Annotated in this window: 22 protein-coding genes and 1 pseudogene; 5 read left to right on the forward strand and 18 right to left on the reverse strand. The window is 47.6% G+C overall.

Going from position 1 to position 22,186, the window contains the following annotated elements; all coding sequences use genetic code 11:
- Positions 1–10 precede the first annotated feature (10 nt).
- Positions 11–3,091, reverse strand: a complete 3,081-nt coding sequence (locus tag R3E63_05835; protein ID MEZ5539466.1) for a DUF748 domain-containing protein — start codon at positions 3,089–3,091, stop codon at positions 11–13.
- Between the two features lie 20 nt (positions 3,092–3,111).
- A complete protein-coding gene (locus R3E63_05840; GenBank protein ID MEZ5539467.1) occupies positions 3,112–3,597 on the reverse strand; it encodes a peptidylprolyl isomerase in 486 nt (161 codons plus the stop codon).
- A gap of 88 nt (positions 3,598–3,685) precedes the next feature.
- Between R3E63_05840 and R3E63_05845 the strand changes: the two genes are divergently transcribed.
- A complete protein-coding gene (locus R3E63_05845; protein MEZ5539468.1) occupies positions 3,686–3,967 on the forward strand; it encodes a pyrimidine/purine nucleoside phosphorylase in 282 nt (93 codons plus the stop codon).
- Positions 3,968–3,977: 10 nt separating this feature from the next.
- Here the strand turns inward: R3E63_05845 and fabG are convergent, their stop codons facing one another.
- The 6 genes from fabG to R3E63_05875 form a co-directional block, all read right to left on the reverse strand.
- Positions 3,978–4,721: a 3-oxoacyl-ACP reductase FabG gene (fabG, locus tag R3E63_05850; GenBank protein ID MEZ5539469.1), complete on the reverse strand. Its 744-nt coding sequence runs from the start codon at positions 4,719–4,721 to the stop codon at positions 3,978–3,980.
- 24 nt (positions 4,722–4,745) lie between these two features.
- On the reverse strand, positions 4,746–5,681 hold the full coding sequence (gene fabD, locus R3E63_05855; GenBank protein ID MEZ5539470.1) for an ACP S-malonyltransferase: 936 nt from the start codon (positions 5,679–5,681) through the stop codon (positions 4,746–4,748).
- Between the two features lie 48 nt (positions 5,682–5,729).
- The gene (gene plsX, locus R3E63_05860) at positions 5,730–6,740 is read right to left on the reverse strand and encodes a phosphate acyltransferase PlsX (GenBank protein ID MEZ5539471.1); all 1,011 of its coding nucleotides are present in this window, start codon (positions 6,738–6,740) and stop codon (positions 5,730–5,732) included.
- Positions 6,741–6,789: 49 nt separating this feature from the next.
- The gene (gene rpmF, locus R3E63_05865) at positions 6,790–6,969 is read right to left on the reverse strand and encodes a 50S ribosomal protein L32 (protein ID MEZ5539472.1); all 180 of its coding nucleotides are present in this window, start codon (positions 6,967–6,969) and stop codon (positions 6,790–6,792) included.
- An 80-nt stretch (positions 6,970–7,049) separates the two neighbouring features.
- On the reverse strand, positions 7,050–7,571 hold the full coding sequence (locus R3E63_05870) for a YceD family protein (protein ID MEZ5539473.1): 522 nt from the start codon (positions 7,569–7,571) through the stop codon (positions 7,050–7,052).
- A 60-nt stretch (positions 7,572–7,631) separates the two neighbouring features.
- Positions 7,632–9,509, reverse strand: coding sequence for a potassium transporter Kup (locus R3E63_05875; GenBank protein MEZ5539474.1), 1,878 nt, complete (start codon positions 9,507–9,509; stop codon positions 7,632–7,634).
- A gap of 80 nt (positions 9,510–9,589) precedes the next feature.
- Between R3E63_05875 and R3E63_05880 the strand changes: the two genes are divergently transcribed.
- Positions 9,590–11,872, forward strand: a complete 2,283-nt coding sequence (locus R3E63_05880; GenBank protein MEZ5539475.1) for a multiheme c-type cytochrome — start codon at positions 9,590–9,592, stop codon at positions 11,870–11,872.
- Here R3E63_05880 and R3E63_05885 read toward each other — a convergent pair whose 3' ends face one another.
- The 7 genes from R3E63_05885 to R3E63_05915 form a co-directional block, all read right to left on the reverse strand.
- On the reverse strand, positions 11,873–13,834 hold the full coding sequence (locus tag R3E63_05885; GenBank protein ID MEZ5539476.1) for a nucleoside-diphosphate sugar epimerase/dehydratase: 1,962 nt from the start codon (positions 13,832–13,834) through the stop codon (positions 11,873–11,875).
- 2 nt (positions 13,835–13,836) lie between these two features.
- Entirely contained in the window at positions 13,837–14,847 is a 1,011-nt protein-coding gene (locus R3E63_05890) for a glycosyltransferase family 4 protein (protein MEZ5539477.1), read from the reverse strand.
- Between the two features lies 1 nt (position 14,848).
- The gene (locus R3E63_05895; protein ID MEZ5539478.1) at positions 14,849–15,493 is read right to left on the reverse strand and encodes a hypothetical protein; all 645 of its coding nucleotides are present in this window, start codon (positions 15,491–15,493) and stop codon (positions 14,849–14,851) included.
- Positions 15,450–15,758: an NAD-dependent epimerase/dehydratase family protein gene (locus R3E63_05900; GenBank protein MEZ5539479.1), complete on the reverse strand. Its 309-nt coding sequence runs from the start codon at positions 15,756–15,758 to the stop codon at positions 15,450–15,452. Before R3E63_05900 ends, R3E63_05895 begins: the two co-directional genes overlap by 44 nt.
- The gene (locus R3E63_05905; protein MEZ5539480.1) at positions 15,727–16,404 is read right to left on the reverse strand and encodes a DUF1329 domain-containing protein; all 678 of its coding nucleotides are present in this window, start codon (positions 16,402–16,404) and stop codon (positions 15,727–15,729) included. The genes R3E63_05900 and R3E63_05905 overlap by 32 nt, the downstream gene beginning before the upstream one ends.
- The gene (locus R3E63_05910; protein MEZ5539481.1) at positions 16,397–16,627 is read right to left on the reverse strand and encodes a DUF1329 domain-containing protein; all 231 of its coding nucleotides are present in this window, start codon (positions 16,625–16,627) and stop codon (positions 16,397–16,399) included. Before R3E63_05910 ends, R3E63_05905 begins: the two co-directional genes overlap by 8 nt.
- Before the next feature lie 97 nt (positions 16,628–16,724).
- Entirely contained in the window at positions 16,725–17,273 is a 549-nt protein-coding gene (locus tag R3E63_05915) for a DUF1329 domain-containing protein (GenBank protein MEZ5539482.1), read from the reverse strand.
- A 253-nt stretch (positions 17,274–17,526) separates the two neighbouring features.
- On the opposite strand from R3E63_05915, the gene R3E63_05920 reads away from it, so the two are divergent.
- The 3 genes and pseudogenes from R3E63_05920 (at position 17,527) to R3E63_05930 (ending at position 20,298) form a co-directional block, all read left to right on the forward strand.
- Positions 17,527–18,606, forward strand: a complete 1,080-nt coding sequence (locus R3E63_05920) for a 3-deoxy-7-phosphoheptulonate synthase (protein MEZ5539483.1) — start codon at positions 17,527–17,529, stop codon at positions 18,604–18,606.
- 57 nt (positions 18,607–18,663) lie between these two features.
- Positions 18,664–19,953 (forward strand): annotated as a pseudogene (locus R3E63_05925) (AMP-binding protein).
- A gap of 69 nt (positions 19,954–20,022) precedes the next feature.
- Positions 20,023–20,298 carry a hypothetical protein gene (locus tag R3E63_05930; GenBank protein ID MEZ5539484.1) on the forward strand — a complete coding sequence of 92 codons (276 nt, stop codon included), beginning with the start codon at positions 20,023–20,025 and terminating at the stop codon, positions 20,296–20,298.
- 51 nt (positions 20,299–20,349) lie between these two features.
- On the opposite strand, the gene R3E63_05935 is transcribed toward R3E63_05930, so the two are convergent.
- Genes R3E63_05935 through bcp form a run of 3 tightly spaced genes read right to left on the reverse strand, consistent with a single transcriptional unit; the run spans position 20,350 to position 22,171 of the window.
- Positions 20,350–21,288, reverse strand: a complete 939-nt coding sequence (locus R3E63_05935) for a phytanoyl-CoA dioxygenase family protein (protein MEZ5539485.1) — start codon at positions 21,286–21,288, stop codon at positions 20,350–20,352.
- A gap of 20 nt (positions 21,289–21,308) precedes the next feature.
- A complete protein-coding gene (gene yajC, locus R3E63_05940; GenBank protein ID MEZ5539486.1) occupies positions 21,309–21,650 on the reverse strand; it encodes a preprotein translocase subunit YajC in 342 nt (113 codons plus the stop codon).
- Between the two features lie 41 nt (positions 21,651–21,691).
- The gene (bcp, locus tag R3E63_05945; GenBank protein ID MEZ5539487.1) at positions 21,692–22,171 is read right to left on the reverse strand and encodes a thioredoxin-dependent thiol peroxidase; all 480 of its coding nucleotides are present in this window, start codon (positions 22,169–22,171) and stop codon (positions 21,692–21,694) included.
- Between the last annotated feature and the right edge of the window lie 15 nt (positions 22,172–22,186).

Raw genomic sequence — 22,186 nt, forward strand, 5'->3', positions numbered from 1 at the left:
CCGCAGAAATTTAATTCACATCCAGAGACAAGGCGGTCGTCAATGACGCCTTCTCTGGATCAGCATTCACATCCAACACGAATACGCGCTCTGGTGCGATGGCATTTTTCTCAACCAATTCCGCTTTAATTTGCGTTGCACGCTCCAATGCCAATTGCCTGAGTTCATCATCTTTGACATCCATCGTATTGCGCATTGTCTTCCACGCTTGTTCATAAGCGGCGCGCTTGAGGGAGTCGCCGTCCGGTTTCTCGCCTTTTGCACCCAGTTGCGCTTTGAGCTTGTTTTGCACATCGCCTAAATCTTCAGCCTTGGCTTTTTTGTAATAACGATTTAGCGCGCGATACGCACCGCCATCATCCACCGCAGACACGGGCGACAAATAAGTTTCCACCGGTGCATTGCTGTCTTGCTGCAAAACCAGCGCCAACTTTTTATCTTGCAAGGCTGCGCGATCGGCATCCGGCAAACTATTGCCCTGTACGGTAATCCGCAAGCTAGCGCGCTTATTGAGCAAGTCTGCTGCTGTTTTTAGTTTGGCCATAGACGCGCCATCCAGCTGCGACTGCCCTGCCAGAAAATCAATTCTGTCGACACCCTCAGCAGCGTCACCGCCACCACCAGCAAGTGAAGCAATGGCTTTGAATGGTGAAGTCACCACCTTCATCACCATATTGCTCAACACTTTCCACAAAATACCGCCAACAGAAAATTGTGGGTCGTTGAGATCACCACCCACTTCAAAACCTAAATCAATCACACCGTTTTCATCGCGCAGTAGCGCAATCGCTAAACGCAACGGCAAATCCATTGCTTTAGGGCTCTGTACCGATTCACCCAACTGCAACTGATTCATCACAATTTTGTTCTTGCCTTGAATTTTGTTATCGACCAACTGGTAATTGAGATCGATCGACAGCTGGCCTTGTTTAATTTTGAAGCCCGCATAAGTGCCGGAATACGGTGTAAAAGTTGTCAGCTCCAAATTATTAAACGCAAAATGCGTATCTAAACTCGGCTTAGCGGCTAAAGGATTCATTGTTCCGCTGATCACAACCGGCGCATAGCGATCTACTTTGCCTTTCAGATTAATATTCGCCTGCGTTTTAGGGTTGGAAGAAAGCCCTTTGATAGAACCCGACAACTGGCTCATAGCCACTTTGAAGTTCGGCTTCATGGTCATATCGGCAAAACCCAAATTGGCATTGCGAATATCTATGCTGCCTATAGCCAACTTCATCGGTGCTGCGGGTTTCTCATTTTTTGCTACAGCCGGCTTTGTTGCCGAAGATTTTTTTGCTGATTCAGGCTTTGACGATTCAACCAACAGTTTTTGGATATTGGTTGAACCATCGTTATAAATAACAAACCCTGTTTCAGGTTTGTCCAATGTCACTTTTTCAATATTCAATGCATTGTCAGGCAATTGGAAAGACAAGCCTGCAATATCCAACGCATTCCACTGCAATAGTTTTTTATCACCATTCAACTCTTGCACTAACAATTGCTGAATATTTGATGTGCCTTTGATGCCGACAACGGGGTTCTCCGCTGATTCAAAACGCACATCGAGAGCCGCATTGAGCTGCCCGTTTTTAATTTGTGCGCGCACCGCGCCTTGCACATACGGCTGAATTAGCGACAACGGCAACTTGTCCAGTTTGATTTGTGTGTCCGCCACGAGTGGCGTCAACTGCAACTGCGTATTGATTTGCAGCTGTCCAGCTTGCGGCACTTTTTCTCCTGCAATACCACTCTGAATTTGCACAGCAAATTTATCGGGTGAAAGTGGCTTCCACTCATCCATAGCAATGGATAGCGGCGTCAGGCTGAGTGCTAAAACCTGCGCAGGTTTTTCATCACGAATATTGATGGTGTAGTTATCGAAGCGAATTTTATGAATCAACACATCCCACGGCTTTGCTTCTGCTGGTGGCGCACTTGCCGGTGCTGCGGCGGCAGTATCTGGCTGTACTTGCGACTCAGTAGATGCAGAAGTTGCGGTTGGATTTTCTGACACAGGCGGCGCAAACAATGTCTGCAAATTTGCTACACCTTGTTTGTCCATCACTAAATTAATGACGCCGTTATCCGCTTGAAAACCGCCGACCACAACCGACTGCTGCACTAGGTTCACATTCACATCATTAACAGCCAATGCGGGCAACTGAATCACAGGCACATCGGCATTGTCTTTGCTGTAAATACTCAAATCTTTTAATGCCAGCGAAGTATTGAGCGCCTGAAAATCAAACACATTAGTCGCTTTCACTGAGAACTGTGTTTTGAAAGCAAGATGCGGCGCTTTGAGATTGAAATTAACCGGCAGCATCAACCACTGCCAAGCAGGCGCGAGATCAAGATTATCAATGGCGAGATGACCATCCAACTGCAACGGCTTCAAACTTTCTAATACAGCACCCAACTGCACTGTGCCGCCGCGTGTATCACTGACTTCTAAGGTAAATTGATTAGCGTGCTCGCGTTTCTTGGTATAAAAATCGCTAATCGAAACAGTCGGCAAATCAATTTTCTGAACGAAACCACCCGCACGGCTGGCATCGCGATAATCAACCACACCACCTTGAATATTGAGATTGCCCAACCAAAACGCAGGCGGCGGTGCATTGGTATCCGCTTCTACTTTTTCAGGTTCTGCTGGCGTTGTGCTGGCCAAATTGGCAAAGGCATCCAGCAGCGTGAAGCCACCCTTGCCATTGGCATCCAATTTAACAAACGGCTTTGCAAGAATGATGTTCTCAACACCATAACGCAAACGAAATGCAGAGAGAACGCTGTAATCCACACAGAACAAATCAAATGACAACAACGCGCTATTGTCTGTGTCTGCAATTTTGAAACCTTCAATTTGCAGCTTTACCGCATAAGGATTAAACCGCACATCGGCAACTTCAACCGTGCGTTGCAATTGTTGGGCAAAGTTATGCGTGAGATAGCGTTGTAAATACCACGGCAAAAAGAAAAAGCCGAGCAAGGTATAGAGCAATAAAATGGATGACAGCGTGATCAGTGTGCGGCGATATTTACACGCTATCTGACGGCATTGTTTAATTAACGCTTTACCATCCATCGTAACTCTCCTTAAAACTATTAGTCGTGGTGATGTCCGCCTTCACCGTGCGCATGCCCGTGCGCAATTTCTTCTTCTGTGGCCGCTCTTACGCTAACAATTTCAATATCAAAAGTCAGTGTTTTTCCTGCCAGCGGATGATTGGTATCCACTTCTGCCATGAACTTGCCAGGTTTAACCACGGTCACTTGGCGCGGGCCTTCTTGCGTTTCCACCCAAGCAATATCGCCCGCCTTCAGCTTGCCATTAAATTTCAGGCGTTTGATCGAGATACGCTGTTGCATCTGCGGATTGATCACACCGTAAGCGCGCTCAGGCGGCAGCGTGACGCTAACGGCATCTCCTGCTGCTTTGCCAACAAGCACTTCTTCAAGACCCGACAAAATATTGTCGTGACCGTGCAGATAAGCCACCGGCTCTTCTGTGCGCGAATCCTCGGTAAACGCGCCACCTTGTTCGCTTAAGCGATAGTGAAAAACAACAACGGAATCTTTGGAGATTTGCATAAAGGTTTTCCTCAACAAACTGCTAAAATATGCGCCCAGTATATATTTGTTTATTCCGCCTGAGTTTTATTTATAGGAGCAACTAGGCATGTTAAAAGTCAATGAATACTTTGATGGGAAAGTAAAATCTATCGCGTTTCAAGGTGAAAAATTACCGGCAACTGTCGGCGTGATGGCGCCCGGTGATTACGAATTTGGCACCAGCCAAAAAGAAGTCATGACGGTAGTGAGTGGCCAGTTAGTGGTAAAGCTCCCTGGCAATGAAACTTGGCAAACTTTCAATGCCGGTGACGCATTCGAAGTGGCAGCCAATGTTAAATTTCAATTAAAAGTGGCTGCCGATACTGCTTATTTATGCACCTACGAGTAAGCCTTGCGGCTTAACTCATGTACATCCCGCCGTTGACATGGATCGTCTCGCCGGTGATGTAGCCCGCAGGCTCTGAAGCCAAGAACGCCACGACCGCAGCAATTTCTTCTGGCTTACCCAAACGCGCCAGAGGAATCTGATTCAACAGCATTTGTTTTTGCTCTTCCGGCAGCACATGCGTCATGTCGGTGTCGATAAATCCGGGGGCAACGGTGTTCACCGTGATATTGCGCGAACCAATTTCACGCGCTAATGCACGCGCAAAACCTGCCACACCTGCTTTAGTCGCCGCGTAGTTACTCTGACCCGCATTACCCATCTCACCGACAACGGAACTTATATTAATGATGCGTCCCCAGCGCGCTTTTGTCATGCCGCGCAAACACGCGCGCGACAAACGAAACACTGAAGTCAAATTTGTGGCGATAACATCGTCCCACTCTTCATCTTTCATACGCATCAAAATATTGTCTTTGGTGATGCCTGCGTTATTCACCAAAATATCAATATTGCCAAACTGTTCATTGATGGATTTGATCGCTGCTTCAACGGAATTAGCATCCGTGACATTCAACACGACGCCATCACCTTTATAAACTTCAGCTTTCAGACGCTCTGCAATTGCGGCAGCACCAGATGCGCTCGTCGCAGTACCGATAACAGTAGCGCCCATTTTTGCCAAAGCTTCAGCAATCGCGCGGCCAATACCACGGCTTGCGCCTGTCACCAATGCTACTTTTCCTTCAATACTCATTTCAAAATCCTCGTTAAATACTCATTAAATTTCGAGCAGTGCTTTTTCTAAACCGGCAATGTCTTCAATGCCAAATGCTGTCATGTCTTTTTCGATGCGAGTGCAAAGACCGCAAAGCACTTTGCCAGCACCACATTCCACCACTTTTTGAATGCCTGCGTTAACTAATGCTTTCACGCAATCCACCCACAATACTGGATGATCAATTTGTTGAATCATCAATGCTTTAATCGCTTCAGGATCAGCAGCAGTTTTTGCATTGACATTGTGAACAACGGGAATACTTGGTGCACGAAAAACTGTGGCGGCAATATGCTTTGCCATATTTTCTGCGGCAGGTTTCATCAAGGAAGTATGGAAAGGTGCGCTGACAGGCAGTGGTAGTACGCGTTTTGCACCAGCCGCCTTTAACAATTCAGAGGCTTTATCCACTGCCGCCACTTGACCGGCAATAACCACTTGCCCCGGCGAATTAAAATTCACCGCTTCCACTACGCCAACATCCGAGGCTTCTTTGCAAATCGATAAAATCTTTTCATCGTCGACATTCAAAACCGCCGCCATGCTGCCTTCACCTTTAGGCACAGCCGTTTGCATGTAAGCACCGCGTTTACGCACCAAATCTACTGCATCGCCAAACGCTAAAACATCCGCACACACCAGAGCCGACCACTCACCCAAACTATGCCCTGCTAATAGAGCTGGCTTTTTGCCCTGCTTTTCTTGCCACACGCGCCACAACGCGACACTGGATGTCAGCAACAACGGCTGCGTAGTTTCCGTAGCATTTAATTGCTCTTGCTCGCCGTTTTGGCAGAGATTCCATAAGTCATAGCCCAACACTTCAGAGGCTTCGGCAAAAGTTTTTTGTACGATAGGAAATGCTGCTGCCATTTCAGACAACATACCCACTTTTTGTGAGCCCTGCCCAGAAAAAACAAATGCCAACGGTTTACTCATGAATCCCCCTTGTTTAAAACCACTGTTTCAAAATACCGTTTCAAAGAATTACTTCAAAGAAAGTTTTTGCAAAGTCTCGCCAATTTTGTGTGGAATTTTTTCTTTTGCTTCTAGACTTGCCACTTCAATCGCATGAAAAAAAGCATTGGCATCTGCCCCACCATGACTTTTGACTAAAGTAGAAGTAAAGCCCAAAAAACTGGCACCATTATAGCGCGATGGGTTAATGCTCGAACGAAAGGCACTCAAAACCGGCGCGACTAAAACACCCAACACGCGGTAAATCCATTTGCGCTTGAACGCTTGCGACAAATACTGGCGAATTAAACGCGCTGCGCCTTCGCTAGCTTTCAACGCGACATTACCAACAAAGCCATCGCAAACCACGACATCCACTTGATCAGAAAAAATTTGGTCTGCTTCGATAAAACCCGTGTAATGCAATGCAGTATCGGCTTGCAACAATGTTGCAGCTTGCTGCACTTGTTCATTGCCTTTGATGTCTTCCACGCCAATATTCAGCAAGCCAACACGCGGTTGTGTTCTGCCCAAAACAGCAGAAGCCAATACCGAACCCATGATGGCAAATTGATGCAGGTTCTCAGCGCCCACTTCAACATTGGCACCGACATCCAACAAATACGCTTTGCCATTCACCGTAGGAATCGGCGCACAAATCGCAGGGCGATCAATACCAGCAAAGCGTTCGAGTAAATGATGCCCAATCACTAACATCGCGCCGGTATTGCCGGCACTGACAAACGCTTGCACTTCACCTTCAGCGAGCAATTGAATACCGCGATACAACGAAGAATCTTTTTTATTGCGCAGTGCTTGCAGAGGCTTGTCATTCATCGACACCGTTTGCGTAGTGTGAACAATGCGCAAGCGCGTGTTGTCATTGTGTTGTAGTTTAGCTAATTCTTTTTGGATGGCTTCGTTGTCGCCGAGCAACAACAAATTGATATCTGACAGAAACGACAATGCCCGCACACTGGCGGGCACTGTGACGCGAGGACCAAAATCCCCGCTCATGGCGTCAATAGCAATTGTGATCATCAGGTGTTAGCAACTTTGCCAAGCAACTGGTGCACAACTGCACATGATTTTATTCGCCAGCGTTTTCAACCACTTTGCGACCGCGGTAGAAACCGTCCGCAGTCATGTGGTGACGCAGATGCTTTTCACCGGTTACTGAATCTACTGACAGCGTGCTAGCAGTCAAAGCATCATGTGAACGACGCATGCCACGGCGTGAACGAGATTTACGGCTTTTTTGTACGGCCATTGTTTGGAACTCCTACCTAAATAATGTTTTGCTTGGCAATTCATGGAAACGCCACTAAGACGTTTTGTTTCCGTCCGTTTTCAAGTTTGCCAGCACCTGAAACGGATTGGGGGATTTCTCTGCCTCTGATGCTTCCGCCAGAAGTTCTTCAAACTGTTGCCGATTTCACACACGCCTTTTTCATGCGTTGCCACAATCGGCAGCGCCAATAACAACCCGTCTTCTACGGTTGCCAGCACATCCAACACATCGTTTTCCATCAGCACTGGATCCAATGAACGCGACAACTGCGCCGCCTGCTCATCACTCCATACCAAGGCCAAACTTGTGTCCGCTTGAACGGCTACATCAACCTGCTCTAAGCAGCGCTGACACACCAAAGGCAATACCGCTGTGACCGTACCATGTATCACTTTGCGGGATTGCTCATCCAACGAAAACTGCCAATCCACTTGCGCTTGACCGTTTTGGTGACACAACTGATCGCCCAAACGATGTAACTGCGCAAACGATGCACTACCTGACAGATGCCCGCCCTGCTGACAAAGCTTCACCGCGTCAACATGGTGTGGCAATGGCGAGCTGGCAGATGCACTGTGCATAGGCGGCGCATTCTATGGATAGATCATTGATATGTCAAAGAAATTGCCGCGAAATGCAGGCTAAATCTCGATCTGCGTACCCATTTCCACCACGCGGTTAGGCGGGATATTGAAATAGGTAGTAGCTGGCATCGCGTTGCGTGTCATCACTGCAAAAATCTTATCCAAAACCCAAGACATTCCTGAATCCTTGCTAGGAATCAAATGCTCACGCGACAGGAAAAAAGTCGTCTCCATAAGATTAAAGTTCACGCCAAACGGTTCACAATCTTCCAGTAATTGAGGGATATTGGGGCTCTCTTGAAAACCGTAAGAGCCGCGCACAACAAAGAATCCCGGCGCAAGATCTTCCACATGGATACGGTCACCCTGCGGCACAAAGGGGATTTCCTGCGTCTCTATCGTCAGAAAAACAACGCGTTCGTGTAGCACCTTGTTGTGCTTTAAGTTATGCAACAAGGCATGAGGCACTCGATTCAGCGAGCTCGTCATAAAAACGGCCGTTCCTGGGACAGTAACCGGCTCACTGACTTTAATATCTTCCAAGAAAGGACGAAGCGGTTCACTTTCTCTGCCCAAAGCATCAGAAAGAAAGCGTCGACCTTTTCGCCAGGTAAACATCAGCAGCATCATGCTGCCTGCAACAAGTAGCGAGAACCAACCACCTTCAGGAATTTTCAAGACATTCGGGAATAAGAATAGTGTATCAATGGTAAATAGCACTACGCCTATGACCACAACACTCCACAGTGGCCAACGCCACAAACGATGTGCCACAAAGCAGGCCAGAATCGTATCGACCATCATGCCCATCGTCACCGAAATGCCGTAAGCACCTGCGATATTGCCCGAGTTGCGAAAGCCGAGTATCAACAAGATCACTGCTATCATCAAAAACCAGTTCATCATAGGGATGTAGATTTGGCCAATTTCTTTGGATGATGTATGTGCAATGCGCATACGAGGCCAGAAACCCATTTGAACCGCCTGACGCGTAACAGAAAACACGCCAGAAATAACGGCTTGCGATGCAATAACGGTGGCACAAGTAGCAAGCAGCAACAGAGGCCACAAGAACCAATCTGGTGCCAATAAATAGAATGGATTTTCAATTGCTTGTGGATTGGTTAATAGCAGCGCACCCTGTCCTAAATAGTTCAAAGTCAGCGCAGGCAACACAAAACGCAACCAAGCCACTTGAATAGGCTTCCTACCAAAGTGCCCCATATCGGCATACAGTGCCTCCGCCCCTGTAACAGCCAGAACGACCGCGCCAAATGCCAAAAGACTACCCAAACCGTGCTCGCTAAAAAACTTCGCGGCATACCAAGGATTGAGTGCCTCCAAGACAGCCGGGTATTTAATGACATTGATGATGCCAAGCACTGCCAATACCGAAAACCATATCAACATAACAGGGCCAAATAACGCACCAACGCGCGCTGTACCTTTGCGTTGAAACAGGAATAAGGCCACGAGAATTGAAATAGCAAGAGGGATAGTGACATGGTGCAAACTTGGTGCCACGACCTTCAAACCTTCCACCGCCGACAACACTGAAATGGCTGGTGTGATAACGCCATCACCATAAAACAGGCTAGCGCCACAGATACCCGTTAATGCCAAAACACCTTTCAGCTTTTCACTTTTTACGCCTGTGCTGCGTGACAAAGCGAGCAGCGCGAGGATACCGCCTTCACCGTGGTTATCGGCGCGCATGATGAACAAAACATATTTGACGGTAACAACGAGCACCAAAGCCCAAAACACCAGAGACAGTACGCCCATGATGTTGTCAGGAGTCAGTGCTACAGGATGATGCCCGACAAAGCACTCCCGCAAGGTATATAACGGACTAGTACCGATATCACCGTAAACAACGCCCAAAGCAGCCAGCGCCAATGTGCGCATTGAATTCGGTGTAGAAGTGCTCGACATACCAGCCCGCCTGTACGGTGAAGGGGGGGGCATCCTAGCATGCGCTATACTGGCGGACTACCGAAAATAACGACAAAAACATGTTGCGCTTCCTTGTCTTTTTTGCTGTTTTTTTTGCCTTGTTAGGCTGTGAAAAAAAACCATCAGAACCGCCAGTTAACATCACAAGCACGGCTTCAACCTCTCAGGAAAAGCACCGCGCAGCAGCCACTTATGTCGGCAGCGAGCAATGCCAATCCTGTCACGCAACTGAACAGCAACAGTGGCAGAACTCCGATCACCACAAAGCCATGATGCTCGCTGATAAGAACAGCGTACTCGGCGATTTCTCCGCGCCACCACTGAAACACCATCAACAAAAAACTTCCTTTAACGCGACCGACAATCAGTACACGATCAGCACCGATCAAGGCACACCTTCCGCTGCAACCGTAAACCTGCAATACACTTTTGGCGTTTTCCCGTTACAGCAATACCTCACAGCTTTGCCTGATGGTCGCTGGCAGAGCCTGCCATTTGCGTGGGACTCACGCCCTGTTAATGAAGGTGGCCAGCAATGGTTTCACCTCTACGCCAATGAGCCCATTACACCCAACGATGTTTTGCATTGGCGTTCGCCCTCTCACAATGCCAATCACATGTGCATTGAATGTCACAACACGGATTTCAAAAAAAACTTTCAGCCTGATAACAATGCATTTCAATCCACTTGGCTGGAAACCGGTGTAGGCTGTGAATCTTGTCACGGCCCTGGCTCCAAACATATCGCGTGGGCAAAAAATCCAAACAATTCTCAAGAAAAAAATAAAGGTTGGGATATCACACTCACCTCAGGCTCACCAGTATTATGGAAACCACAAACAGCGGCAGAAAAGCCGTCACGAAATGCTTCCGCTGACAGCACACAAATTGAACGCTGTGCGCAATGTCACAGCCGACGCAGTCGTATTGATACAAGCAACGACAAAGAAAAATTTCTCGATGCGTTTATGCCAGTTTTATTGGATGAATCACTGTATTTCCCAGACGGACAAATCCAAGACGAAGTCTATGAATACGGATCATTCTTACAAAGCAAAATGGCGCAGCACGGTGTCACTTGCAGTAACTGCCACAACCCACACAGTGGCAAGGTAAAAATTGAAGGCAATGGCTTATGTTTGCAATGCCACAGCACCGAATACGACAAACCCAAACACACGATGCACCCACCCAATACCGCAGGCAGTTTGTGCGTGAACTGTCATATGCCTGAGCGCACTTACATGACTGTTGATGCGCGCCGCGATCACAGTATGCGTATTCCGCGCCCAGATTTAACCGAAAGTCTCGGTACACCTAACGCCTGCAACAACTGCCACAGCGATAAATCTGCCGCATGGGCAACAAAAGCGATTGATAAAAATACGGATAAAGATTGGCAAACGCCTCATTACGGTAGCGTCATCGCACAGGCGCGCGCAGCAATGCCATCCTCCTACAATGCACTGGTCGATTTGATTAAAGATGAATCACAGCCTGCCATCGTGCGAGCTACCACTATCAATTTGCTGCCCAATTTTCCAACGCGAGATTATTTACCGCTAGTCATCAATTCACTAAAAAGTAACGATGATCTAATAAAACTCGGCGCATTGCGCGCAGCAGAAACACTGCCGCCCGATCAGCAATCTTCACTATTGCCTTTACTGGATGACGACACAAAAGCGATTCGCATTGAAGCTGCACGCTTACTAGCAGGAAATCCTCTTGTGCAAGACAGCACGCGCTTTGCTAATGCGCGACAGGAATATATCGACAGCCAAAATATTGACGCCGATCGCGCACCAGCATTGACTAACTTAGCCAGTCTCGCCATGCGCGAACAGCGCATAGCCGATGCAGAAACCTTGCTGAAAACAGCGATACAGCGAGAGCCTTACTACATTCCTGCATCTGCCAATTTGGCTGATTTATATCGCGCACTGCAACGCGAAACCGATGCCGAGCGCGTATTAAAAAAAGCAATGCAACTTGCGCCTAACAATACCGATTTAATGATGTCTTACGCCTTGTGGTCCGTGCGTAACGGCAAACTGGACGAGGCCGTTACGCAACTACAAAAAGCCACGCAGCAATCTGAAAACCCTCGCCTCTACTATCTTTACGCATTGGCCTTACAACAAAAAGGCAAAGTAGAAGAAGCGATGCGTGTTTTGGATAAAGCAGCCGCCCTACCCACCTACAGTCGCGATGTGCAGCTGGCGCGTGTAACGATGGCAATCGACAGCAAACAATACGAGAAAGCCAATAATTACTTAAAAGCGTGGCAGCAGTTGGATCCACTAGATCCAGCAGTGTTGGAAATGACAAGAAAACGTTGATCAGCTTTTCGGTTGCTTACGCAACATTGGCGTCACATTTGAAGAGTTTTCTTTACTCGTTTCGTATGAAATATGATTGTGGCGCCAAACCACATCATTAATCGGTTGATCTGAAAAGCTGCCAACCACTTCACTCAGTAAGTTCTTGATGGTTTGACAATCGTTTTCTGCACAAGCTTGTTGTAGCTGATCAAGGCAAGCCAATAAATTAGAGAGTGGCAAAAAATTTTCTTCTGCACGCATAATCATTGGATGCCCCGTGCCAGATACTTTGTCACCCAAAATTAATTCTTCATACAGCTTTTCACCCGGGCGCAAACCACTAATTACAATTTCTATGTCGCCCTCAGGATTTTTTTCATTTCGCAGTGAGCGCCCTAATAAAGTAATCATCCTCTCTGCCAGCTCCATAATGCGCACCGGCTTGCCCATATCTAAAACAAAGACTTCACCGCCCTCACCCATGCTGCCTGCTTGCAACACCAACTGAGCAGCTTCGGGAATCGTCATGAAGTAACGCATGACATCAGGGTGCGTCACTGTGACTGGTCCACCATCATTAATTTGCTCAAAAAACAGAGGCACAACAGAGCCGGAAGATCCCAGCACATTACCGAAACGCACAATACCGAAACGCGTACTCGTCTTTTCACTGGCATAAGCCTGACAAATTAATTCTGCACAGCGTTTGCTTGCCCCCATTGCGCTGACGGGGCGTACCGCTTTATCAGTAGAAATCAATACAAAAGTTTCCACGGCATTTTCCGTGGCAGCTTTTACTAGAGACCAAGTGCCCATCACATTATTACGCACACCTTCGGCCATATTGTTTTCAACAATTGGCACATGTTTGTATGCACCGGCGTGATAAATTGTCTGTACTTGGAAGCTTTTAATGATATGTGCCATTTGCTGTTGGTTGACCGTATTACCCAACAAAGACACGAGTTCAATGGCTGGAGAATCCATACTCTGTAAAGTTTGCCGCAACTCCATATCAATCTGGTACAAACCAAATTCATTGGTATCAACCAACAATAAAATACGCGGCTCGTTTAGTAGAATCTGCCGACACAACTCACTACCAATAGAACCTGCAGCGCCCGTCACCATAACCACTCGTTCACGAATGCAGCGATCCAATAAATGCATATCGGGCTCAACTGGGACGCGCCCTAAGATATTGTCATAAACATGCGCAACATCGGTGCCGCGCAAAGAACTATCCAACAGTTCCTCAATGCCGGGAACCATGTGGGATCCCACACCCATTTCTGCCAATTCTTGAACAATCTCTTTGCGACGCTGCAGTGATGAAGACGGCATCGCGATCAATACTTTGGTGATGCCGTGTCGTTCAAACAAAGATGGAAGATTCAACGCGGCATACACAGGCAAGCCATCAAGAATCATGCCTTGCTTGGCCAAATTATCGTCAACAAACAACACCGGCTTGTATTCGTTACTACGCTCTAACGCCTGATAAACCTGCAAGCCTGAAGAACCCGCACCGTAAATTGCCACACGCTCACGGTGAATTTCTACACCTTTATGATAGTAAGCGCGAATCACCATTCGCGATCCGCCAATAAAAATATAAGCAAAACATAAATAAATGATGGGAACTGAACGCGGCATGAACATGTCGCTCATATAGGCAATCACAGCAACAATCAGCGCAGAAATTAAAACTCCCTGCATCACCGCAAAAATTGCCTGTTGCCCCATATAGCGAATAATGGAGCGGTATAAACCCAAACGACCAAAAGCAAACAATGACAGAGATAAGCTCAATGCCAACAATGCGTATTGTGACGCTTGCTGTGGCAGCCACACTTCGCCTAAACGCGCCCAAAAAGCAAACAGTAACGCCGTGGCCAACAAAGCAAAATCCACAAGCAACATGACAATTTGTTTGTAATATTGATGCAGAGATCGACTAATTTTTCGAGCAATATTCACAACTAACCTTTAGTTTCTCTCACTCGTAGCACACGCTCCGAGTACAACGCGATCAAACCGTAACACACAAACCAAACCAATGGCAGCCCAATCTCAAGCCAACGCCATTGACATACCTGCTGCACAACAACGGAAGCGGCACACAACAACATCAAACCGATATTGATACCCACAACGCGGCGGTGGCTGTATCCGGCCAAAACCCATCGCTGATAGTAATGCTGCCGATGAGGTAGCCATACTTTTTCACCACGATACAAACGACGCAGCAGCGTCGCTGTAGCATCCACCCAAAAGGGAGAAAAAATCACCATCGGCATCCACAACGGATAAATCTTCAACTTCCAACCCCAAACGCTCAATCCCCCCATTGCCAGCCCCAGCAAAGTAGAGCCGCTGTCGCCCATAAAAATGCGGGCTGGTGGGAAATTAAAACAGAGAAAGCCCAAGCAGGCCGCAGAAATTATTGCGCAGAGCATTGCGAATTCCACCTGCCCTTGCATTACACCCGAAATAGCCAGCGCAGCAAAACCGATGCAAGCCATGCTGCCGGCAAAGCCATCCATGCCATCCATGAAATTGAATAAGTTGATACTCCACACCAACACCAAAACACCTAATACAGGCCACAACCATGAAAGTATTTGCCAATCGACATACAAACCATCTCCCCACACCAAAAGCAGCGCCGCAAAACACTGCACAACCAAGCGTACGAATGGCGGCAAACCCTTTTTGTCATCCCACAGTGCGGCAGCCAACAAAACCACTGTCGCTGCACACGCAAAAACGCTGATCGCTGCATTCAACGCAAAATGGCACAGAACCACTCCAATAAAAACACCTGCGACAATAGCAACGCCGCCCAAGCGCGGCACGGGTGTTACATGCAATGAGCGATCATTGGGATGATCAAGCAATATTTTCTTTCCGCGCGTAACAATCCAATAACACACAGAAAATGAGACCGCGAATACAAACAATGCCATCAAGATGAATGACGATAACATCATTTCACTGAGCCTGTTTTATTGCAGAAATCATGCTGGGTAATTCGTGAGAAAAATGAGTACTAGGCTCCCATCCTAATCGTCTTAATTCCTCTGATGAATAAACCGCACTATCCATTAAGCGCGATACAACATCACTATTTATCGGCGATGGTAAATGCAGAAACTTCACTATATCACCACCATAACCAAGTACGCGCAATAATGATGGTGGTACACGCCACTTCACGGGCAACTTACCCAAAGCTTGACGCATTTCATCGTATAAAAAACTTGCTGTGTAAGGCTCGCCATCAGACACAATAAATATTTGACGATGCGCTAGAGGATGCAAAGCAACACGTAATATTGCATCGACCACATCTCCTGCAAAAACCATAGAGCGTTGCGATTGCGTTTGTGGTAACGGTGGAAAATATCCCGCATCCACCGCTTGCATCATTTTTTGTAGATTACCTTTTACACCAGCGCCGTAAATCAGGCAGGGGCGAATAATCACCAACTGCGGAATATCAATCTGGAGTAATTGCTCTTCAGTTTTACGCTTCCAATAACCGTAAGCATCTGTCGGCCACGCATCCCAAGATTCATCGTAAAGTCGATCATCAATTGGGATCGGCCGCTGCTTTGGTTGTGCTAACAAAAACAAAACGCTTTACGCCTACACGTGCTGCTTGTTGCGCTAAATGAATAGCCGCCAAAGAATCTTGCTGATACTGCTCTGCAGAAGCAGATAGATGTGCAGTGCCTGCTAAATGAAACACGGTATCAATATCTTTCAGCCATGCATCACAAACTGCATTAGGCGACAACGCACCTTCAACCGCTTGGGTATACGGTGAGCTGTGGTTCACATCAAAAGAACGAACAAGAACGTGCGTTTCAACATTGGCTTGCTGTAATTTTTTCAGCAAATAGCTGCCCAAAAAACCACAACCGCCCGTCACGAAACAATGCCCTAGCTCTTGTTGCATTGTCACTGCTTATCCCCTGAAACAAAAAACCAGGGCAAGCCCTGGTTCTTTGCATTACTGAAGTAATTACCCAACTTAGCCCTTGCCCATTACACGCAAATTGGCAGGAGGTAGTAATCACCAGGGCGTTTTTTGCTAGGAATTTTTGAATTCCGCCTTCTTCGTTGACAAGGTTATTCAACAAATACGCACCTTTTTGCAGATCATGATAGATTTCTTGGCGAGGAGCCATACCAGGCATATCGTATGCGTTCACGAAAGTACGCATGGTGGTACGCCACAAGCTACCTTGGCTATCGTAGTTATCTGCCAACAATGCTCCCCATGAATCTTCATCCATGTACAGGCGGCGTTTTGCATAAATGTGACGCTTACCTTCTTTCAAAGTAGCAACCACTACCCATACGCGGTGCAATTCGTAACGCATAAACTCTGGGTTAGGATGACCAACTTTCAAAATATCAGCGTATTTGTGCTCTGGAGAATCCGCTTCCGTATTGTTGTAAGAACAAAGATTTCGCGCTGCGCTTCTAATTTTCCAATCATAACGATCGGTTGCACCGATAAACGCCATTGCGTCATCCACCGTTCTCAATCCACCAGGGCCGTCTGGGGAAGTCATACGCAATAGTTGGTGCGCGGCGAACGCGGCGAGTACCTGGCAGATACCGCCATGCGTTACGCGGCAGTTCAGTCAGATCTTGGAACTCATGCACCAGAGTAACCTTGCCTTTTTCACGCGGTGGATCAGTCACCTCAACCAATACTTTGGCGTTGAAGTTGTCCTTGTTTACCTGCTCACGCGTCAAGCTGGGATCAAACAAAGGGAAGTAACGGTTTCAAATTGCTTACGCATAGAGATACTACCGTTATTGAATACCGCACCACTCGCCACGATACCTTCGTTTAAGTAAATATTAGGCGAGTATTCATGGTTCCACACCACTTCCACACCGTTTTGTGGGATGGGAATGGAGGACCGCCTACGCCGCCACGAACACCGTTACCGCTGGGCACGATCTCCGCTTCAACAGCATTTTGTTTAACATTTTTCAGAATGAAGTCGTTGTAACGCACATCACGCTTAGTTGGATACACTTTCATTTTGAAAGTATCCGGATACTTTTTGAACAAAGCTAATTGACCGTCAGACAAATTGGCTTTGTATTTTTCATAGTTCTGTCCATCGATAACAAACAGAGGCTTTTCACCTGGATAAGGATTGGGGTAATAAGTACCTGTTCCCTTGTAATCAACATTTTTAGGCGCACCTAAGACATTGCCTGTAAATGCAGGAATGGTGCCTGCGGCATTGCCTTTAGGGTTTGCACCCATCGCTGTTAGCTCTGTGCCCAATTTATTCGCTTCGGCCTGTGAAACCTTAGCATTTACTTGTACTGCAGATGCCATCAGCAAAATACCTGTGGATACTGCTACCGTTATTTTTGTATTCATAAGCTTCCGTGTACTCCAGAAAGGTGACGGGTTTACGGTCTACCCCAATTAATGAGGATGCCGTAGATTACCGTAAAGATTCACAGCGTGAAAGACACTCTCTCTTTTTTCTCTACCTTTGTGATTGAGATAAATGTTGTAGAAATCAGTGGCATCGCCAACAAAGTCATCGCATCAGTAGGAACCTTGATTGCGACTACAGTAGAATGCTGCCTTTCTTTTACTTTGCCATCCCGTGGTTGGATACAAATTTATGCAACAAGTCACCCATAACGGCGTTGATAACCTCAATGTCGAATCACAGAATATTCTGATCACCCCTGCCGAGCTAAAAGCACAGTTACCGCTAACTGCCAATGCCACCGCCACAGTCAAAGCCGGCCGTGAAGCTGTGCGCAATATTCTGGATGGCACCGACCCCCGCCTTTTGGTTGTGATCGGCCCCTGCTCTATCCATGACACAAAAGCTGCCATGGAATATGCCAATCGCCTAAAACTGCTGGCAGAACAAGTCAAAGACAGCATGTTGATTGTGATGCGCGTTTACTTTGAAAAACCGCGCACCACTACGGGATGGAAAGGTCTGATCAACGACCCGCACATCGATGATTCCTTCAAAATTGAAGAAGGTCTGCACATCGGCAGAAAGCTGTTGTTGGATATTTCAGAGCTCGGTTTGCCTACAGCAACCGAAGCACTCGACCCTATTTCCCCGCAGTATTTGCAGGATTTGATCTCTTGGTCAGCCATCGGCGCGCGCACCACGGAATCACAAACACACCGCGAATTGGCGTCTGGCTTGTCCTGCGCTGTCGGCTTTAAAAACGGCACCGATGGCGGTATGACCGTCGCCGTCAACGCCATTAAATCGGCTGTGTCGCCGCACCGTTTCCTCGGCATCAATAATGAAGGGCAAGTTGCCATTATCACCACTACCGGCAACCGCTACACCCATGTGGTGCTGCGCGGCGGCGATGGCAAGCCCAACTACGATTCCGTCAGCATCGCACTGTGCGAGCAAGACCTGAACAAAGCGGGCATCAAACCCAACATCATGGTGGATTGCAGCCACGCCAACTCCAACAAGAATCACGACCTGCAGGTCTTGGTCATGGACAACGTGGTCAACCAAATTATCGAAGGCAACCAATCCATCATCGGCGTGATGATTGAAAGCCACCTGGGTGCAGGTAACCAAAAAATCCCAGACGATTTGAGCAAGCTCACCTACGGCGTTTCTATCACCGACGCCTGTATTGACTGGCCGACTACAGAAAAGTGCCTGCTGTCTGCACATGAAAAGCTGCAGAAAGTGTTGTCCAGTCGCCGTTAATTTCTTAATTATCCACATTAACAAAACGCTATAACCATTTGATTATATGGAGATATTATGACGAAGCCGCAATTCGATGCACAGCTTTCTTCAACGCTGTACAACTTTGCCAGCCAAGATGTACCGAGCTTGGTGAAACAGTGGGCCACGCAAACACCCGACAAGCTATTCCTTGCCTGGGAACCCAAAGAAGGCGACAGCAAATCGTGGACATTCCAACAGTTTTGGCAGGAGATCAACGAAGTTGCCTGCGGTTTGATCGCTAAAGGCGTAAAAAAAGGCGACAAATTGCTGATTCACGCCGAAAACAGCCCCGAAATGATGATTGCCTGGTACGCATCAGCCATTGTCGGCTCGGTGGGCGTTACCACCAATACCCGTTGCATCGGTGACGAACTCACCTATTTTGCCGAACACTCCGAAGCCGTCGGCTGCATCACCCAACCTAAGTTCATTCAAGCACTGGCAGAAAACGCCAAAAGCCTACCTTGGTTCATCGTATTGGATGACAACTCCGGCGAAGAACCTTCAGCCGAAGAAGCCGCCTACGCAGCGAAATATGACCGCTGGAGCACACTGTTCGGCAAAGGCAAAGAAGCGCCAGCGCGCGCTGCAGAACCAATGCGACCTGTCGGCATTCAGTACACTTCAGGCACCACCTCGCGCCCGAAAGCCGTGGTGCATACGCACGCTAATGCGTTGTGGGGCGGTCGTACCGGCTCGCAAAACCTGCTGATGACTTCGGACGATGTCTACCTCTGCTTCCTGCCCTGCTTCCATGTCAACGCGCAGAGTTGGACTTTCTGGAGCATGTTGTGGTGCGGCGGCACAGTTGTCTAGCAACCAAAATTTTCTTCCAGCAAATTCTGGGAGTTGTCACTGAAATACAAAGTGACACGCGCGTCGATGATTCCTTTCACCATCAAAGCCATGTTTGCACAGCCTGTGCCTGAGCATTCCTACAAAACTTGGTCCACCGGCGTGAAACTGCACATCATCGAGCAGCATTTCAAAGTCACCACTTTCGCCACTTGGGGCATGACAGAAACCGTTACGCACGCCACACGTTCTGACATTCTGCAAGACTCACCAGAAATGAACATCGGCGTGCCAACACCTGGTTACGAGTACGCCATCATCAATCCAGAAACTGGTAAATATTGTGCAGTTGGTGAAAACGGCGACTTATGGGTGCGCGGCACACGCGGCGTGCAATTGTTTTTGGAATACTACAAAAATCCAGAGGCGATGAAAAAATCTTTCACCGACGATGGCTGGTTCCAAACTGGCGACATGGCGCGTTTAGAAGCCGATGGCCATATGTATTTCGCTGATCGCGATAAAGATGTGCTGAAAGTCGGCGCAGAAAATGTTTCTGCTCGCCAGGTAGAAGAATTTATCGGCAACTTACTCGGCATGGGCGTGTTGGATGAACACGCTGTTGTTGCACAAAAACACGATATGCTCGACGAAGTGCCTGTGGTTTTCGCGATTAAAAGCCCTTGGACACAACTGAGCGAAGAGGAAATTACTCAAAAAATTATGGAAGGCTGCGCAACAGGCTTAGCCGATTTCAAACGCCCTCGTGCTGTGTATTTCTTGCAAGAAATGCCGCGTGCCACGCTAGAAAAAGTTGCCAAAAACAAACTGCGTGAAATGGCAGATGAGTTAGCGGATCAAGAGAAAAAATAACTTTCTCTCCACCCATAACTCACGAAAAAGCCCACGACAACGTGGGCTTTTTTATTGCGGCTTGACTGCCAATGGATAACGCTCGTCAGCCAAATTGTAATAGCGACTACTGAAATAACCGTCTCCAAATGACTGCCGCGCGTCGCAACCGAAGGTAGAAAAATAACGCGGCTTAGCACTTGCAGGACAATAGTGACTCACCAAACTGTAGCGTGTTTTCTCTGGTTGCGTGACGGTGGAACCACCATGCGCAAGATTAGGGTGCCAAATCAACACATCACCGGGTTCCGCTACAAAAGTTTTAACCACCATCTGCTTTTCATGAGCTTGGCGATGCAAAAAATCCGTGTACTTGCGATGAACGCCTTTGCCGTCTTGGTTTGGCTGCCAAAATAATCGCTCTTCACCGAATAAAAAAAGCGGATCGCGATGACTGCCCGGGTAGTACATCAACTCACCCTGCCCTGCTTCAATTTTTTCTAAAGCAATCCAAGTCGCTGTCAGCGTGCAAGGCGGATCAACCACCACGAAGGCAGTGTCTTTGTGCATGGATTGTTCCGTTCCCCAAGTAAAAAACAGGGATTGAAAAACCATGGCAGGTTCTTGATAAATTAAATACAAAAATCGTGTGATAGCTGGCGACAAAACCATTTGTCGCGCACGCAAGTTCGGCACATAAAAATCCAGCAACCGACTGCGCCAAGGCAAAACAGCCTCTGTCGGCGATGCCAAAATTTGTTTCTGCAAACGCATGATGTAACGGTCAGGCTCATGATGCAGCAGCGGCAATTCTGCTCTCAAGGCCTCTATTACTTCCAGTGGAATAACTTTACGCCAGACGATGTAGCCATCACGATGAAAATCACGCAACCCATTGGCTTCTATTTCTGTGCAAGCACCTGAAGCTTGCAGCTGATCGATAACACTCAGTGCATCCTCTCGATCAATCCAAAGTTGCTGCGGTGGAGCGCATGTGTTTATGGGCTTCATGACACTCCACTCTTACAGAATCAAATCGCTTTGATCGTTCCTTTCGGTAATACCGCATGCACGGCTTGGCGTTGAAATTTCAGTTCGATGTTGTCGCCGGTATTTAGTACCAAATAATCGCCGTCGATGCGCACGATTTTTCCCAACAAACCAGAAGTGAGCACCACTTCGTCACCTTTGTTCAAACTACCCATCAAAGCTTCTTGTTCTTTTTGACGCTTGCGCTGTGGGCGAATGATGACGAAGTACATAAAAATAAACATACCACCCATAATGAGCAGCATGCTGTACGGGCTCTGCTGACCCGCTGCCGGAGCTGCAGCTGTTGTTTGCGCCATTGCATCAGAAATAAAAAAACTCATACCAACCTCAAATCAATGAAATAAACATTCAAAATAAAAAATTAAATATCCTTCAACTCGCCCTGCAATAGAGCCACAACATCATCGTGATGCGTCTTGGTCGCCACTTTGTTCATGATGTGACGCAATTTGCCGTCCACACCAATAATAAAAGTGGTGCGCAGTATACCCATGGATTCCCGCCCCATGAATTTTTTAAGCCCCCACACACCGTACTTCTCAGCGATGGCATGGTCCGGATCTGACAAAAGATCAAAATTCAGTGCATCTCTCTCACGGAATTTCAGCAGTGATTTCGGCTGATCAGGACTCACCCCCAAAGTAACGGCATTTAGTTTTGCCAAAGTTTTTGCGCTATCGCGCAGACCGCAAGCTTGCACGGTACAGCCAGGGGTCATGGCGCGCGGATAAAAATACAAAATCACGCGTTGACCACGAAAATCTTTCAACGCAACGGTTTCGCCGTTTTGATTGAGCAAACTGAATGCGGGCGCAAGATTACCGAGCTTGGGGAATGTCATAACAGGAAACCCTTC

Source organism: Pseudomonadales bacterium, assembly GCA_041395665.1.
Lineage (GTDB): Bacteria > Pseudomonadota > Gammaproteobacteria > Pseudomonadales > UBA7239 > UBA7239.

What these genes read in the sequence shown, in the direction of transcription:
- R3E63_05920 (MEZ5539483.1), top strand. Translation starts at nt 17,527, where the DNA reads ATGCAACAAGTCACCCATAACGGCGTTGATAACCTCAATGTCGAATCA.
- R3E63_05840 (MEZ5539467.1), bottom strand. Translation starts at nt 3,597, where the DNA reads ATGCAAATCTCCAAAGATTCCGTTGTTGTTTTTCACTATCGCTTAAGC.
- R3E63_05935 (MEZ5539485.1), bottom strand. Translation starts at nt 21,288, where the DNA reads ATGAAGCCCATAAACACATGCGCTCCACCGCAGCAACTTTGGATTGAT.
- R3E63_05880 (MEZ5539475.1), top strand. Translation starts at nt 9,590, where the DNA reads ATGTTGCGCTTCCTTGTCTTTTTTGCTGTTTTTTTTGCCTTGTTAGGC.
- rpmF (MEZ5539472.1), bottom strand. Translation starts at nt 6,969, where the DNA reads ATGGCCGTACAAAAAAGCCGTAAATCTCGTTCACGCCGTGGCATGCGT.
- R3E63_05875 (MEZ5539474.1), bottom strand. Translation starts at nt 9,509, where the DNA reads ATGTCGAGCACTTCTACACCGAATTCAATGCGCACATTGGCGCTGGCT.
- R3E63_05870 (MEZ5539473.1), bottom strand. Translation starts at nt 7,571, where the DNA reads ATGCACAGTGCATCTGCCAGCTCGCCATTGCCACACCATGTTGACGCG.
- yajC (MEZ5539486.1), bottom strand. Translation starts at nt 21,650, where the DNA reads ATGAGTTTTTTTATTTCTGATGCAATGGCGCAAACAACAGCTGCAGCT.
- fabD (MEZ5539470.1), bottom strand. Translation starts at nt 5,681, where the DNA reads ATGAGTAAACCGTTGGCATTTGTTTTTTCTGGGCAGGGCTCACAAAAA.
- bcp (MEZ5539487.1), bottom strand. Translation starts at nt 22,171, where the DNA reads ATGACATTCCCCAAGCTCGGTAATCTTGCGCCCGCATTCAGTTTGCTC.
- R3E63_05890 (MEZ5539477.1), bottom strand. Translation starts at nt 14,847, where the DNA reads ATGATGTTATCGTCATTCATCTTGATGGCATTGTTTGTATTCGCGGTC.
- R3E63_05845 (MEZ5539468.1), top strand. Translation starts at nt 3,686, where the DNA reads ATGTTAAAAGTCAATGAATACTTTGATGGGAAAGTAAAATCTATCGCG.
- R3E63_05930 (MEZ5539484.1), top strand. Translation starts at nt 20,023, where the DNA reads ATGGGCGTGTTGGATGAACACGCTGTTGTTGCACAAAAACACGATATG.
- fabG (MEZ5539469.1), bottom strand. Translation starts at nt 4,721, where the DNA reads ATGAGTATTGAAGGAAAAGTAGCATTGGTGACAGGCGCAAGCCGTGGT.
- R3E63_05915 (MEZ5539482.1), bottom strand. Translation starts at nt 17,273, where the DNA reads ATGAATACAAAAATAACGGTAGCAGTATCCACAGGTATTTTGCTGATG.
- R3E63_05835 (MEZ5539466.1), bottom strand. Translation starts at nt 3,091, where the DNA reads ATGGATGGTAAAGCGTTAATTAAACAATGCCGTCAGATAGCGTGTAAA.
- plsX (MEZ5539471.1), bottom strand. Translation starts at nt 6,740, where the DNA reads ATGATCACAATTGCTATTGACGCCATGAGCGGGGATTTTGGTCCTCGC.